At 47.6% G+C, this 15,527-nt stretch carries 11 protein-coding genes and 1 rRNA gene; 3 read left to right on the top strand and 9 right to left on the bottom strand.

The window, feature by feature from the left end:
• Positions 1 to 22: 22 nt before the first annotated feature.
• Positions 23 to 937 carry a DHH family phosphoesterase gene (locus tag EDD73_RS10595; protein ID WP_131919770.1) on the bottom strand — a complete coding sequence of 305 codons (915 nt, stop codon included), beginning with the start codon at positions 935 to 937 and terminating at the stop codon, positions 23 to 25.
• 87 nt (positions 938 to 1,024) lie between these two features.
• Positions 1,025 to 3,088: an AAA family ATPase gene (locus EDD73_RS10590; RefSeq protein ID WP_165876461.1), complete on the bottom strand. Its 2,064-nt coding sequence runs from the start codon at positions 3,086 to 3,088 to the stop codon at positions 1,025 to 1,027.
• A gap of 288 nt (positions 3,089 to 3,376) precedes the next feature.
• Between EDD73_RS10590 and EDD73_RS10585 the strand changes: the two genes are divergently transcribed.
• The 3 genes from EDD73_RS10585 to EDD73_RS10575 all read left to right on the top strand — a co-directional run bounded on the left by EDD73_RS10585 (position 3,377) and on the right by EDD73_RS10575 (position 8,553).
• Positions 3,377 to 4,579, top strand: a complete 1,203-nt coding sequence (locus tag EDD73_RS10585; protein WP_207668871.1) for a methyl-accepting chemotaxis protein — start codon at positions 3,377 to 3,379, stop codon at positions 4,577 to 4,579.
• A 100-nt stretch (positions 4,580 to 4,679) separates the two neighbouring features.
• A complete protein-coding gene (locus EDD73_RS10580; RefSeq protein WP_131919768.1) occupies positions 4,680 to 7,388 on the top strand; it encodes a response regulator in 2,709 nt (902 codons plus the stop codon).
• Between the two features lie 37 nt (positions 7,389 to 7,425).
• Positions 7,426 to 8,553, top strand: coding sequence for a response regulator (locus EDD73_RS10575; RefSeq protein ID WP_131919767.1), 1,128 nt, complete (start codon positions 7,426 to 7,428; stop codon positions 8,551 to 8,553).
• A 12-nt stretch (positions 8,554 to 8,565) separates the two neighbouring features.
• On the opposite strand, the gene EDD73_RS10570 is transcribed toward EDD73_RS10575, so the two are convergent.
• The 7 genes from EDD73_RS10570 to EDD73_RS10540 all read right to left on the bottom strand — a co-directional run.
• Positions 8,566 to 8,793 (bottom strand): hypothetical protein, encoded by a 228-nt coding sequence (locus tag EDD73_RS10570; RefSeq protein ID WP_131919766.1) that lies wholly within the window; start codon positions 8,791 to 8,793, stop codon positions 8,566 to 8,568.
• 70 nt (positions 8,794 to 8,863) lie between these two features.
• Positions 8,864 to 9,445 carry a DUF6338 family protein gene (locus EDD73_RS10565; protein ID WP_131919765.1) on the bottom strand — a complete coding sequence of 194 codons (582 nt, stop codon included), beginning with the start codon at positions 9,443 to 9,445 and terminating at the stop codon, positions 8,864 to 8,866.
• Positions 9,446 to 9,545: 100 nt separating this feature from the next.
• Entirely contained in the window at positions 9,546 to 10,727 is a 1,182-nt protein-coding gene (locus tag EDD73_RS10560; protein ID WP_131919764.1) for a metallophosphoesterase, read from the bottom strand.
• 185 nt (positions 10,728 to 10,912) lie between these two features.
• Complete coding sequence (locus EDD73_RS10555; protein ID WP_131919763.1) at positions 10,913 to 11,335, bottom strand: PPC domain-containing DNA-binding protein; 423 nt, start codon at positions 11,333 to 11,335, stop codon at positions 10,913 to 10,915.
• Between the two features lie 581 nt (positions 11,336 to 11,916).
• Positions 11,917 to 13,758, bottom strand: a complete 1,842-nt coding sequence (locus tag EDD73_RS10550) for a UbiD family decarboxylase (RefSeq protein WP_131919762.1) — start codon at positions 13,756 to 13,758, stop codon at positions 11,917 to 11,919.
• Between the two features lie 235 nt (positions 13,759 to 13,993).
• Positions 13,994 to 15,109, bottom strand: coding sequence for a PRK06851 family protein (locus tag EDD73_RS10545; RefSeq protein ID WP_131919761.1), 1,116 nt, complete (start codon positions 15,107 to 15,109; stop codon positions 13,994 to 13,996).
• A 332-nt stretch (positions 15,110 to 15,441) separates the two neighbouring features.
• A 23S ribosomal RNA gene (locus EDD73_RS10540) occupies positions 15,442 to 15,527 on the bottom strand; the annotation flags it as partial.

Below are 15,527 nucleotides of genomic sequence, written 5' to 3'. Positions count from 1 at the left end.
GTCACGCTGTCTGAATCATCAACTAGTCTTGCTTCATTTGCTCAATCAATACTTGCAGCACTTGATCAGCCTCGGCATAGGGAACCTGGCATGTCCCTACTTTGGGATGACCGCCGCCGCCGTATTTGAGCATTAACGAACCGACATTCGTTGTGGATGTTCGGTTAAATACCGAATGACCGCAAGCAAAAACGCAATTTTGCTTGTTACGACCATCGACCACCCAAATCGATATATTTTGTTCCGGATACATGGCGTAGATCATAAAGCGATTGCCGCTATAGATCAAATCGACATTACGTAAATCGGTGACGATCACATTACCATGGAGTTGCGTATGCTTGGCCACCATTTCCCGGAACAACCGGTCTTGTTCATAATACCGTTTCACCCGCTCTTGCACATCGGGCAACGCCAAGATCTCGTCGATCGTCAGCGTCCGGCAATAGCCGATCAACGCATCCATCAATTGATAATTGGAGATGCGATAATCCCGAAAACGCCCCAATCCGGTACGCGGATCCATAATAAAGGACAGCAAGGGCCACCCTTGCGGATGCAACACTTCATCGATGGTAAAAGCGGCCGAATCGGACTTGTCGACAGCGGCCATCAAGTCGTTCAGATGCTGCGGAAAACGCTCCGCACCGCCATAGTAGTCGTAGATCACCCGGGCAGCACTGGGTGCTTGGCGACTGCAACCGGCACATTGATTCTGCAGCGATCCCCGTTCCTCTTCACTGGCATGATGATCGAACCATAAGCCGCATCCCGGTACATAGGGCACATTGGCTAAAATATCATCAGCCGTTACTTCGACTACACCATCTTGCAGATCCTTAGGATGAACAAATTTACGCTCATGAACCATACCCAGTTCTTCAAAAAGAACAGCACAAGCTAAGCCATCAAAATCAGAACGTGTAAGCAAGCGCATCGGAAATCTTCCTTTCTAAACATGCCTATCATCTATTTTGCTATCCCTCGCCTTGAACGTCAAGACCACAGCTCGATTCATTGGCTGTTACGCTTCCTGTAAATGAATCGGCAACCGGACAAAACGGGTTTGACCACGGAACTGTTGCATCTTATCCCAACAATGTCGTGCAAACACAGGATCAGCGGTAGCAATAAAACATTGCATACCTTCGTTCATCACGTCCATGAGCATATCAACAAAGTTTTTCATCTGTTCTTCATTTAAATGCTGCGCCGGTTCATCCAAAAGCAAAAACCGCGGTACCTGCGGCCGCAATCGGTGCAGGGACAATAACACCGACAGCGCCAGTGTGGTTCGCTGTCCTGGATTCATCTGCCGTAGCGTCAACTTGGCACCGTCATCGGTACGCAGTGCACAGAAACCGCGCCGGTCGTTCTTCAAATCGGCAAATCCATCGGCACCGTGAATGCGCATAAAGCCATCACGAATCATTTCCCCCAGTTGCGTCAAGATCGCTGTGGTGAACTGCTTCAGGGGCGGTAAGGAACGCAATACTTCCAGTGCCTGCTGCACCCGGGCATATTGCTTCAATCGTTCCCGCTGCAGTTGTTGATAGTTCTGCAAGGCCTCCTGGTGCTGCTCCGTCGTTGGCAAGTCATGGACAGCCTCCTCACCGGCCAAGTTTTGTTGGATCGCAGCTTGCACCTGCCGTAGCCGCCCGATACTTTGTTCGATGGACTTGATTTTGACATGAAGATCATCCATACATCCCTGTACATAAATTTCAAAAGTCACTTCCGGACAATCCTGCAAATATTCGCGATAGATCGGATCATCATTCGTAAAATTACGCGCCTTTGTCATGGCTTCGGCCGTAATGCCCATGCGTTTCAAAAGATCGACTTTGTTTTGTAATTCCACAATTCGCGCTTTGCGGTTGGCTTGTTCCTGTGTTTGCCGAGGTTGCCCAAATACATGATCGCGCAATTCTTCCGGCGAACCGTAAGCAGCATAACATAAGGGACAAGTACTCTCATTCGTAGCATAACGCAAATATTCTCGTCCAAAAGCCTGCAAGCGCTCCTTCGCTTCCTCCAGCAACGCAGACTCCTTGTCCCCGATGGTCCTTTCCTGGCTTCGCTTTTCCGTTTCTTCCTGCGCTTCCTGCGCCAATAAGTCGGCAATTTCCTGCTGAATTTTTTCAAACTCTTCGCCAATGGAGGGATTGAGCAACCACCGCTTCGCCTCGCTATATTGCGTAAGCACCGCTTGGTACCGGGCCATCAATGTCTGAAAATCGCCCTGCTCCTGTTGAAAACGAGCGATCTCCTCTGCCCGTATGGCATATTCCTTTTCCAACTGTAACCGTTCATCGGGCAACATGTTTGCATCAGCACTCACCGCACAACTTTCGACGGCCATCGCTTGTTCTTGCCCAATAATCAGTTCATGCAGTTGCTCCAACTCACTGTGCAATTTCTTGCAGCGTTTTTCAAAAGCACCGCGAAAGCGTATCCAAGTTTTCTCCATCTTGATGACTTCATCACCAAAAAGCAGCCGCGAAAAAAGTTCAACCTCAGCACTGCCGGGCATAGGCTGACCGGCTTCCAATGCAAAAGCAGCGGCACTGGCCATGTTCAAATGATTAAAGCGTCCGAATTGTCGGTTCAATGAATGCTGGCTACGTCCATAGACAGTGCCATACCAAGCTGCTTCCAACGTTTCGAAGGGCCATGGACGGTCTTTCCCCATCTGCTTCGACTGCCCCTTTTGGTTGCGATAAAACAAACCGATGGCGTGGGCGAGCTCAGCAGCGTCACCGTCCGGTACATGCGCCATTTGACCGGTTATCGCCAATTCCATCGCGGCCAGCAAGGACGTTTTGCCCGAACCGGTAGGACCATAGATCACATTCATCCCTGCTGGCCGCATGCTCCACGGTTGGGGAAAACAGTTCTCCCGAAACCCGGCCACTTCGATCTTTTCAATACGTTGGATCGCATCAACATGACTCCAGTCGGTCCCATCATCGGGAACGATGGCTGCCGGATCCCATCGATGCGATAATAACTGCCCCGTTTCCAGGTATTTATCAATCGAGGCTTGTGTCGCTTTTTCCGTTAAGCACCCCGTCAGAGCTTCTGGCAAAAGAATTTTCACCCATTGATCAACTGGATTATGATGCATCCTGTTCGTGTCCTTTTTATGTATTTCTTTGGTCTGGTATATTCGTTGTTTTTTTTCTATTTTCCTTCATGTTCACTGCTAAGCGAAGCAATTGCGTGATTTTTTCGAGGAAAGCACCGTATCATAGAATTATCTTTGCGTTAACCAGTTCTGCATAAGACCACATTGAAAAATTATGATATATTATGGTTATAAGTGAAAGAGTATGTTTTGATTTGACGATTTTTCACCAGCGAAGGAGCGATGCTCATGTTTAATTTGTTCCCGCCGACTCAAAAGCGCAATAAAAATATTCGACCACCGGAAATCACGCAAATATCACCGGTAAACAGTGCGTCGAAAATTTTGGAAAGCATCGCTGCTGCCGTGCCTGATCCTTACTATGTACGGGACATGAATTATAACATTCTTTATTGGCCTAAAAGCATTGCTGAACTAACCGGGTACAGTGAAGGCGAAGCCATGCGGATGAAATGCCATGATATTTTCAAAGGTGACCATTGTCAGAACTGCCCTACCCAAAAGTGCCTCGATTCCGGTAACTTCTTCAAAGATGCCCCTGTGACCATTTATAATAAAGCCGGCACACCGCTGCACATGTTGATGACGAATGGCGGCATTTACGATGAGCAGAAAAAACTCATTGGCGCCGTTGGATTTTTCAAAGACAATCGCCCACGGCAGGATCTGCTGCAAACCTTTGAAACGACAGCTCAACAATTAGTACAATTATCGCAAGAAATTAGTGCCAAATCCCAAGAAGTAACCAGCCTTTCTCATGAAGTGAACCAATACTCCCACAAAACGATGGAGCTTTCTTCGAAAGGCTTTGCGGATGCACAGTTGTTACAGCAGCAAACGGCACAATCGCTCCAATTCACCGATGATGTCAAACGCAATTCCGAAAAAGTCATCGCTTCCATGAATTTTTCCAATGATAATATTGGACAGTTAGAGCAGCGTTCCACCGAAGTCGAACAGATCGCCACCTTGATTGAAGATATTGCTTCGCAGACCAACTTGCTGGCTTTAAATGCAGCCATTGAAGCGGCCCGCGCCGGTGAAAACGGCCGCGGCTTCGCTGTGGTGGCCGGTGAAGTGCGCAAACTTGCCGAGATCTCGGCCCGTTCTGCCCAAGAAATTAAAGTCACCCTTGAAGAAATCAATGACCTCGTCAAAAAATCAATCGATGCGATCAAAGCAACCCAAAGCGACCTCGAAAAAGGCAATCGCGCCATCGAGCAATTGATCAGCTATAACCGCAAAACATCAGAAGCCACAACCGGTGTGGTGACCTCGCTTAAAGAAGCGGCTGGGCTGTCCAAAAACACCTTTGAAAACAGTAATGTGCAGCATCAGGCCTTGGAACAAGTCGCCCGAACAGCAGAGAACTTAGAAAACATCATCCAAGCTTTCCAATTCGGCATTACGAAACTCGGTAGCCAAGGTTAACCTACAACCCCATACTCATCCGTTACAGGGCAAAGCCACCATTTTAATTCTACCGGGGCTTTGCCTTTTCTATAGGTACCGTTTTGAAGGAGAATCGGCCATGTTCAAAAATAAAACACTTTCCAGCCTCTGTTTAATGATCCTCTTATCGGTCGCCCTGATCTTTGGTAACTGGGTAATCGGCGATTCATCGTTACGGATGATGAAGCAAAACATGAATGAGTTATATGCCATCGCTGATTTTCTGTCAGCCGGTGCGGAACAAGCCCATCAGGAAAACATCCGGCGTTATCATGAAGCAAGAAAAAGTCAAATGCTCTTCCTGACCTTAACGATCTTGCTTAATATCGCCATCGGTGCCCTCGTCGGCAGGCGCATTATCGCTGAAAAAAAGCTGCTGGAAGAAAACCGCATTCTCGAAGAAGCCAACAAAGCCAAAAGCGATTTTCTGGCCAACATGAGCCATGAAATTCGCACCCCGATGAATGCGATTATCGGTATGACTCACCTCTTGCTCAAGACCCCCCTTACGGATCAGCAACGCAATTACGGCAAGAAAATCCAGCATTCCGGTCAACACCTGCTGGGGATCATCAACGATATTCTCGACTTTTCCAAAGTGGAAGCCGGAAAAATGACCATCGAACATACGTCGTTCCAATTGGAATCGGTACTCGATACGGTTGCATCGCAGAACATTGATCGGGCGGCCGCCAAAAACATCGAGATCATTTTTGACATTGATCAACAAGTGCCCAACAATCTCATCGGCGATCCCCTGCGGCTCGGCCAAATCCTGATTAACTACACCAATAACGCGGTCAAATTTACCGAAAAAGGCGAAATCACCATCCGTATCCGCGTCGAAGAGGAAACTGAAACGGACGTATTGCTTTATTTTGCCGTGCGCGATACAGGCATCGGTCTGACGGAGGAACAGCAACGCAACTTGTTCCAGAGTTTTCATCAAGCCGATTCCTCAACGACCCGCAAGTACGGCGGCAGCGGCTTAGGTCTGGCCCTCTCCAAAAAGTTGGCCGAACTCATGAATGGCACCGTCGGCGTAGAAAGCACTTTGGGCCAAGGAAGTACCTTCTGGTTTAGTTGTCGCCTTGGCAAAGGCAAAGCGCGTACACCCCTTCGTCTCATTGAATCCAACTTGCGTGGCCGCAAAGTCTTGGTCGTTGACGATAACGTGACGGCTCGCAACATCATTGCCGAAACCTTGGAGTCCCTGGGCTTTAACGTGACCGAAGCCGGTTCCGGTGAAGAATCGATTCAGTTGGTCTCCAAAGCCAAAGACAAACCTTATGAGATCGTTTTTATGGACTGGCAAATGCCGGCCATGGACGGCTTGGAAGCCGGACGCCGTATCCGCCAGAAACCGATACCGACGCAGCCCCATCTTGTCATGATCACTGCCTATGGCCGGGAAGAACTCTTTCCGCAGGCCCAAGCCGTTGGTTTCCAAAGTGTGCTCGTTAAACCGATTCAACCGTCCATACTCTTTGAAACAGTGGCCTCGATTCTCTGCACCACCGAAGAAGACACGCTGCGCAGTATCGAAGCGGAACCTCAGAATCAACACGACGCCAACATGGAAGCTTTTTGCGACAGCCATGTCCTGCTGGTCGAAGATAACGAAATCAATCAAGAAGTGGCGATGGGCATTCTTGAAGAAGCAGCGATCAACGTTGATGTTGCCGTTAATGGCCAAGAAGCACTGCGCATGTTGGATAAAAAACGCTACGACCTTGTCCTGATGGACATGCAGATGCCGGTGATGGATGGAATCACCGCAACCAAAGAGATCCGGAAGCAAGCACGGTTTAAAGATCTGCCGATTATCGCGATGACGGCCAATGCCATTCAAGGTGATCGCGAGCGTTGTCTCCAGGCCGGTATGAACGATTATGTAAGTAAGCCGATTGATCCAGAGAAACTCTGGAACGCCTTGCACCACTGGATCAAGCAACCAGCCTCTTCGCCCAGCACCGCTCCAACTGCCCTTGCTGCCACTTCCTCATCAACAATACCCGCTGCCCAACCGACGGCCCATCCTCCCTCCCAGGTCATGTTAAGCACGGGGCAAGGGGAGCCGCAACAATCCGATACCGCTTCCCCGGCAGTCGATACCGCCTTCGAATTGGGCTTTCTATCGCCGGTAGAAGGTATCGATCTCTCTGTCGGCCTTAGGCGGGTACTCGGCAAAAAAGCGCTTTATATTTCGTTGTTACGAAAGTTTGTGGCCAGTCAAAAATCACTTCCTGAACAGACTCAAGCCGCTTTGTCTTCCGGTGATCAAGTTGGTGCCGAACGGCTGATCCATACAACAAAAGGATTGCTGGGTAATCTCGGTGCTACAGCACTGATGGAGCAGGCGGCAACGCTGGAAGCAGCAATTCGCAACCAAACAAGCCCTGGCGATGTGGAGCGCTTATTGGATGCATTTTCATTCGATCTGTTATCGCTAATCACCCAATTGGAAAAAGCACTGGGAATCGAATCGGCGGCATCACAAACCCCTGTTGATACTGCTCCCGCCCCCGACCTACCATCTGCCCGGGTTTCCACTATTGACCCTGCTTCAACCTTGCCCATTGATCAAACCAAAGCCGTTGAAATCGGTAAACGCTTGACTGCCCTCCTTGCTGAAGATGATTCCGAAGCCGTCGATCTCCTTACGGAACATGAAGCAATCCTCAAGCTCTGGCTCGGAGACCATTACGAGCCTATCGCCCAAGCCATCCAAGACTTTGAATTTAACCTTGCCCTGCATGAGCTCAACCAATTCCTCAACGCATCTTGACATCTTTGATAAAATGAAACGATAAAGGAGGAAAGCCATGCTAAATCCGGATGAAAAGAAAACTATTCTCGTCGTCGACGATACACCGGATAATCTTGCCTTAATGAGCGCGTTGCTTAAAGATGAGTACAAAGTTAAAGTAGCCAACAGCGGCGAAAAAGCATTGCGTATCGCCGGCGGCGAAAAAATGCCTGATCTGATTTTGCTCGACATCATGATGCCCGTCATGGACGGTTACGAAGTTTGCCGCAGACTGAAAGCCGATGAGCGAACCAAAACCATTCCTGTTATCTTTCTAACGGCCAAGTCCAACATCGATGACGAACAAAAAGGGCTTGAATTGGGGGCCGTAGATTATATCACCAAACCAATCAGTCCACCCATCGTTCTCGCTCGTCTCCGCACCCATATGCAACTGAAAGAAACGACCGACATCTTGCGTGATCAAAATCAAATTTTGGAACGAAAAATCTTGAAAAGAACGCAAGAAATCCAAGAGATCCAAGATGCCACCATACTGATGATGACATCCCTCGCGGAAACACGGGACAATGAAACGGGCAATCACATCCAGCGAACCCAATACTATGTCCAAGCACTGGCTCGAAGATTACAGGCTCACCCACGCTTTCGCGATGTACTTACCGACGGTGACATTGAGATGCTCTTTAAGTGTGCCCCCCTCCATGATATCGGCAAAGTCGGTATTCCCGATCGCGTACTGCTTAAACCGGGACGCCTCACTGAGGAAGAATTTACAATCATCAAAACCCATGCCATCATCGGCCGTGATGCCATCGAGCATGCCGAAACACAGCTTGGTAGAAAAGTGGCCTTTTTGCAATCGGCCAAAGAAATCGCCTTACATCATCATGAAAAATGGGATGGCACCGGCTACCCCGATGGGCTTAGCGGCGATTCCATCCCTGTTTTTGCCCGGATCATGGCCGTGGCTGATGTTTATGATGCCTTAATCACACGACGCATTTATAAACCGGCGATGATGCATCACGAAGCCGTCGCCGTCATTACCGACGGCAAAGGCACACACTTTGACCCGGATATTGTTGATGCTTTTCTTGAAGCCCAAGCCGAGTTTCATCAAATCGCTGCGCGTTTTGTCGATGCTGCGCAAGCACCGCCGGCCGAAGCGCTATCTACATAAGTTCAGTTACTGTCATTCAACTTCTCGATCATTTTTGTTGTTACTGGCAAGGGTGCCGCTTCGGGCGCCTTTGCCTTTTTTCTTTTCCTCTTTCGGCTTCGGCGGCATCCCACTTCCCCCCTGGGGCGGCGTTGTAAATTCACCGGTCACCGGTTGATAACTGCGTTGGCACTCACCTAAAGGCCGGTAGGTCAAGTTCTTGTAGGTATTTTGCCGGTTGGCCCCTTTTTCTTTATCCATAGCGCACCCCCTTTCTCCGTTATTAACCGATCATTACCAACCGTACGAAGCGCTTCGATATTTCCACTGCTTACGGTTCAAAAAACTCAACAGCCACAATTTCCGTATTTAAGATAATCATCCCTTGCGACCGTTCTACTTTCCGGTCAAAAGCACCGTGATCGTCAATTTGCCAAAGCTCCTCCAGGTAAATCTGTTCATTCTCCGGAAACACCGAAGCGTAGGAATTATCGCCATACTTGCCGCCGATTTTACGGCCATCTTTGAGGTGAACGATCACCCAGTAATGTTGGCGATCACTGAAGACCTCGTCCCAGGGACGCCGTTTGAGCGTAACAATATACCGGGCTACCCAAGGTAAGCGCGAGAGATGAATGATCAGCAGCGGCCAGATCACCGGCATAATCATCAGGATGACCATCAGTTCAACAGCGCCACGAGCCGGATTGACCATCAGCACATTACCGGTAACGAGCGGCCAGATCATCCAAGACATGGCGGCAAAATTAAGTGAACTATAGGCTATCGCTTCATAAATCGCTTGCGAAAAATCGCGCGGCAGCCCCGGCATCAATAAATCATAGACTTTGATCGAGATAAACCCGGGAATGAAAAAAAAGAGAAACTGAAAAAAAGTGAGGTCACTTGGCATGGTTTCCTCCCCCCGCCAACCGTTCATCATGGAAAGCCATCGCCCTGTTGCGGTAGCGATGGCTTTCTTTATCCTTATGTAACGGAGACGGAAGAGGGACCTAATCCCGTTGATCCCCACCGGTAAAGTGCAACTTCACCGAAACGATTTCCGGACGATTGCCGATTCTCAGCGGCGGTCCCCAAGTACCATAGCCGGTAGAAACGATCACCTGCAAAGCATTTTTGCGCAGATAGCCGGCATCGACTTCATACATTGATCCGGTGATCCAGTGAAAAGGAAACATCTGTCCCCGATGCGTATGTCCGGAAAGCTGCAGGTCAATCCCTGCTTGCTCCGGTTGCTCTAACTGAAAGGGCTGGTGATCCAAGAGAATCATCGGTAAGGAGCGATCAACATCGGCCAGCAACGCTTCCATGTCTTTGCGTTTCTCCCCCGTAAACCGCTCACTGGCTCGATCCATGCGGCCGATTACATAAAAAGCATCTTGGATCTTAACCGCTCGATCCTGCAATACAGCGATGCCTACCCCTTCCAAGGCCTGCACAAAGTCAAAGCCATGGCCGCCGATATATTCGTGGTTGCCAGTGATTGCATAAACACCCCAGTTAGCGCGCAATTTCTTCATGATGCTCGCCATATCTTGATCGATAAATGGTCCAATATCACTGTCGAGGGTGTCGCCGGCCAGCAAAATTAAATCCGGTTGCAGCGCATTGACTTGCGCTACCATCTCCGCTAAACGGTCGCTGTGAATAATCGTGCCCAGATGAATATCGGACAGCATCACCACATGAGCTTCCTTCAGGCCTGGTGCACTTTTGTTGATCTGCAGATCATAGGAGTTGGCTACGGGGTGACGGGCGTTCCAGATACCATAACTTAAAATCGTCAGCACAATGGCGCCGATCACCGCACCGGCGATGACCCCCGCATCGGGCCTTTCCACCCACGCGCTGGGCAGCAGTCCTACCCAGCGTTGCCAAAGGCGCAAAAGATCGAAAACCAAAAGGGTTAAAGTAAAATAAAGCATCGCGGCAAGCCAGTACGAACCGATCAGCGCCAGTCCATCAATCACCACTACCGGCAAGAATGCTTTGGCGAAATGGGAAAGCAGGAAAGAAGACGCAATGAACGTGAGCAATCCCCAAAAAAAGAAGCGCATGTTTGGCGACAGACCCAATGCTTTTAGCCAGTTCCAAATATGCGATCCAATATAGTAGTTGATGAGTCCATAAACGGAAAGTACAACTGCAAAGATTGCGTAAAAACCAGTTCCCATGTAACGGCTCCTTCATAACGACGATTTTGTGGGGGCAACATGCGACATTTAAAAATCAGTGTATCCTATGCTGGGGTTTATAGGCAACGCTATTAAATGTTAAAATATAAAACATCACGCTAAAAAGGCCACTGACAGGGTCAGCAGCCGAAGAAGCGCGCATCAAAAGCAGCATAATAGCTACGTTAAGAAAATTTAATCAGATTTAATCCGATCTCTTCGTTAAAAGCGCGAGCAATCGCTCCTTCAATCACTTCAACGACCAATTCTCCGGTACAACTGATTACGGCCGATGACAGATGACCGCCAAAAGCCTGATATGTCGCGTCGGTAAGCGTAGCATGGACGTGAAGATATACTTCACCGTTCATTTGCGAGATATTGCCCACTAAGCTGGCGATTTCCATATCACCGGTACGCTCTTGCGAATGATATTGCTTGGTCCCTGATGCAAAAAGACCGATGACGGCATGGCCAATGGCACCGAGACCAGTAACCGTACCCAGGAAAACCTTTTGCTCCTGACATAACCGTTTTATCGACGTAATGATTTCATCGCCTTTGTCCAGACGAACGATGATTTTATTCCCGAATCTGCGATATTCCAATGCAAGCACCTCCGAGCGTAACATACCCTGAAAATATAAGTGTCATACTTAGCCAGTCATACAACATCATCTAAATAAAAAAAAGCCTAGCGTAGGCCAAGTTACTCCAAACTGTTGCTAATCGAAGTCAATGTCTGATGAAGTAGATCTGTTTTATCTTTATTTTTTTCAACGGAGATAATTTCCGCATTTTCATAAAAATTATAAAATAGTTGATGGATTTCAGTCTCTGATTCCCCAAGTAAATGAACTTCTTTGATTGTAGATGAAACGTCATCTACGTAACAAATCGTAAAGAACTGCAAACCCATCTCCTCTTTCCCTATAAAATCCCTATTAAATTAAATAATATCGTTAATCAAGATATTCTCGGCTACCTCCGCTAGATAATAGCCAATTAAATGGATTTTTTGCAACGTAGTGTCATTTAATAATTCATATAATAACATACTATGAAATTCTGTACAGACGGACTACGGACCTACTATTTCCGTGGCAAAAAAAGGAGGCTAACTTTTGCATGTTGCCTCCTTTATCTTTACCTATTAAGCACCATACCCGCTTTAAAAGCCATGTCTGCTTTAAAACGCCATACCCGCTAATGGAGCTCCCTTGGTAAAGTATCGTTCAATTTTTTTCTCTACATCCCGATCCGGAATCAATGGCGGTGCATGATGCGGCTTGCTGCGCACATCAATGATCATATTGTCACAGCCCCAGTGTTTGTTAGCATAAGAGGCGTTCACGCCATACATATCACAGGCGGGATTACTGCGGGTAAAGGTAACCCAAAGAAAATCTTTGATCGAACGACTGATATCTTCGCTGTCATCACAGACCAAGATCAGCGGACAAGAAGACATGGCACCCTTTTGTTGAATTACTTTAGCTAGTTCATCGAATTCCTTCTGCGCCTTTGCGTACGTTGAAAAAGCCGGTCCTTGAAGGGCTACGACACCGGGCATAACGAATCGTGGATGGCTAAAATTTTGCAGTTCTTCCGGCAGTTTTTTGATTTGCTCGGGTACTTCTTGGCATAAGATTCGCTTACGGTCCCCACAAGCGGCAATAATCACCTTACTGCCTTGATTTAAGCCGGTACCGGAATAATCCAAGGTATCGATCGTCGTGTTGGTTTGGAAGTGAATATCGCGACGCAAATCCACTCGCTCTAAGATATACGTTAAAAAATCAACTTCCCGGTGCGTATCCAGCGGTTGGTCTTCTTCCGCTGCAATCAATAAGTACTTGGCCAAACTCAGTTGCCCAGTCCCTAATATCCGGTTGGCCAGCGTCAACAGTTCCGCCGGTTGCTTCACTTGTTGGTACGGCGTGTAGCGCTCGCTGCCAATGGCAAAAAGCAAGGGATGTACTCCGGCCGCATCGACGGCATGCACTTCTTTCACACCGGGGATTTCTTTTTGGACAGCATCACCGGTCAGTTCATGAATGAGCTCCCCAAAGGATGTATCCTCTTGGGGCGGCCGTCCCACAACGGTAAAAGGCCAAATCGCATTTTGCTTGGCGTAGACTTTATGAACTCTCATCAGGGGAAAATCATGGGTCAAACTGTAATAACCAAGATGATCCCCAAAAGGCCCCTCGGGTTTTGTTTCTCCCGGATGAATTTCACCGGTAATCACAAAGTCAGCATCATGACTAATACAATAGCCATCAACGTAGCTGTAGCGAAAGCGACGGCCGGCAAGCATACCGGCAAAGGTCATCTCACTTAGGCCTTCCGGCAAGGGCATCACCGCCGATAGCGTATGAGCCGGTGGCCCGCCAATGAAAATGCTGACTTTTAATGGTTCACCTTTTTTCGTTGCTTTAGCTTGATGTACCCCAATACCTCGATGGATTTGATAGTGCACACCGATTTCTTTGTTTAATTCATATTTATTGCCATTCAATTGAACTCGGTACATACCCAGGTTGGCGTTCATAATTCCCGGCTTTTCCGGGTCTTCACTATAGACTTGAGGCAAGGTAATAAATGCGCCCCCATCATTGGGCCAATGCTGAATCAACGGCAGATCGGCTATCTTGATTTCTTGGAATGACGCCGGTAATGACGACTCTTGCTTCGGTAATGCCTGTGTAGCAGCCATGGCTGAGCGAACATGGGCAAAAGGATTTTTCAGCGCTTTGAAAGGATCGTTCCTTAAGGCAATTACATCTTGTGTGCTTGACCAGGTTTTACGGAAAATGAATTTACTTCTTTCGATCGAGCCAAATAAATTGGAAACAGCCCGATACTTTGACCCTTTTACCTTTTCAAATAATAAAGCGGGACCGCCTTCCTCGTACACTTTCAGATGAATCGCAGCCATTTCGAGATAAGGGTCTACTTCTTCCCGAATGCGAACTAAATGGCCATGCTTCTCAAGATCATCAATCACTTCTTCGAGATTTTGATACATTCGTCACTTGCTCCTAATGATGTTTTGTCACTTTTATTTTATCTTATTTCCGCTCGTTCAACAAATCGGGTATCGTTCAATCGCTTCATCGCTCAATAGCTTCATCGCTTCATCGCTCAATACGCTCAATATCACCGATTGCTTCCCAAAAGAAAAGGCGACCTTGCCGCAAAAGCGAAGTCGCCTTTTCATCCATAAATTTATTTGAATTCTTCGTTACAAATCAAATCTTATTCTAAAGCACTTCCGGAATCCCTACATCATTGCCGATCCTGAAAAAATGATTGACGACCTTGCGGCTCTGCTGCCCCATACGCTCAAAATCCATCGCTGATACATAGATAGCTTCTAATTCATCATGACGATCCTTCGCTTTGGCTAAGAATGCTGTTCCCTCTGCCACAACTTTACGATAACGTTGCTCCACTTCTTCGATCTGCTGCAAGTTCTTCTCATAAACTTGCTGATCCATATAGAGAAAAGGGTCGACCAGTTCATCATTGGGCCGCGAAGGATCGAGTACATGTGGTGCAGTTCCATCAAGTAGCGCGATTGATAACTCAGGAAGCAGAATCATATCGAGCGAATGGGGATCAAAACCACAGTGATAACGTTCCACCGCATAGCCTTTTGTCAAAGCAGCCGTCGCTATCTTTTTAAGTAAGGTTGATTTACCGCTCCCCGGCTTTCCTTTAATGATAAACCGACGATCCAGATGGCCGGTAAGATTATCATAGAAATCGCGAGAACCGTCCGGTGTTGCCGCACCCATAAAAAGATGGCGTTCTCTCCCTGAACCGCCCTTATCAGGTACAATGGCGATAACTTTCTGAATCAGTTCGTCTGTCATTGCTGACATCTTATTGAAGTCCATGCCCTCGATATAATACTGTTCCCATTCATCATGAATGATCTTAGCTTCAGCAAAGCGTTCGTAGGCGGAGGCAAAATTAGCGGAGATCTCATCGGTTAAGGCGATCACTTCTTTTTTATGCAGATAGAGTTTACTGCCATCCCAAAAATCACCGAGATTAAGGATCTCGTCAACGACTCCTGGATAACGCGGATCAATAACATGAGGTGCTGTCCCATCGACCATCCCTAACTTTAAAGATGGCACGATGAACCCGTCAAGAGAGCCATTATCTGAAGCACAATGGATAAACTCTACGTCAAAACCTGCTTGTAAAAATCGATCTCCCACCGTCTTCATCAATGTTGACTTGCCCGTTCCCGGTCCGCCTTTCAAGATCAACTTCCGCTCCACATCTTGAAAGACTGAGTCAAAGAGCGAATAAAAACCAACCGACGTATTCCCTCCTGCATAGAAATGTCTCGCTTTACCGCTCATCCGCTACCACACCTTTTCATTTCTGGAGTTTGGGGATGCTCCTATAGTATGCCCATGCTCTCTTAATTGTGCTTGTCATGGTGAAAAGTTCCTCAAAGTCATCTAAGTATATGTAAATGGCCAATACCTTTTATGAAACAGTTTATTAAAATAAATGACCCGTAAAGAATAGGAGCTTTTTAAATAGTCCTATTCTTACGGGTCATTTATTCTATGATCAATGCTATTGATTTAAAAAAAGAAAAAAAGGCTGATAAGCCTTCTTCTAAAAACTGAAAAAATTTGCTCACTGAAAACTGCACAGTAACTTGGGTGAGTGATGAACGTCCTGTGAGGTCAAGACCTCGACTGATTCGTACCCGTCCACTAAACACCTCGCGGTGCGTACATGCCGGGCCGATCGACCAGATCGTCTTTC

It is taken from the genome of Heliophilum fasciatum (assembly GCF_004341395.1).
GTDB lineage: Bacteria > Bacillota > Desulfitobacteriia > Heliobacteriales > Heliobacteriaceae > Heliophilum > Heliophilum fasciatum.
The sequence above is the reverse complement of the archived record's forward strand: the minus strand, read 5'-3'. Positions and strand labels throughout refer to the sequence as shown.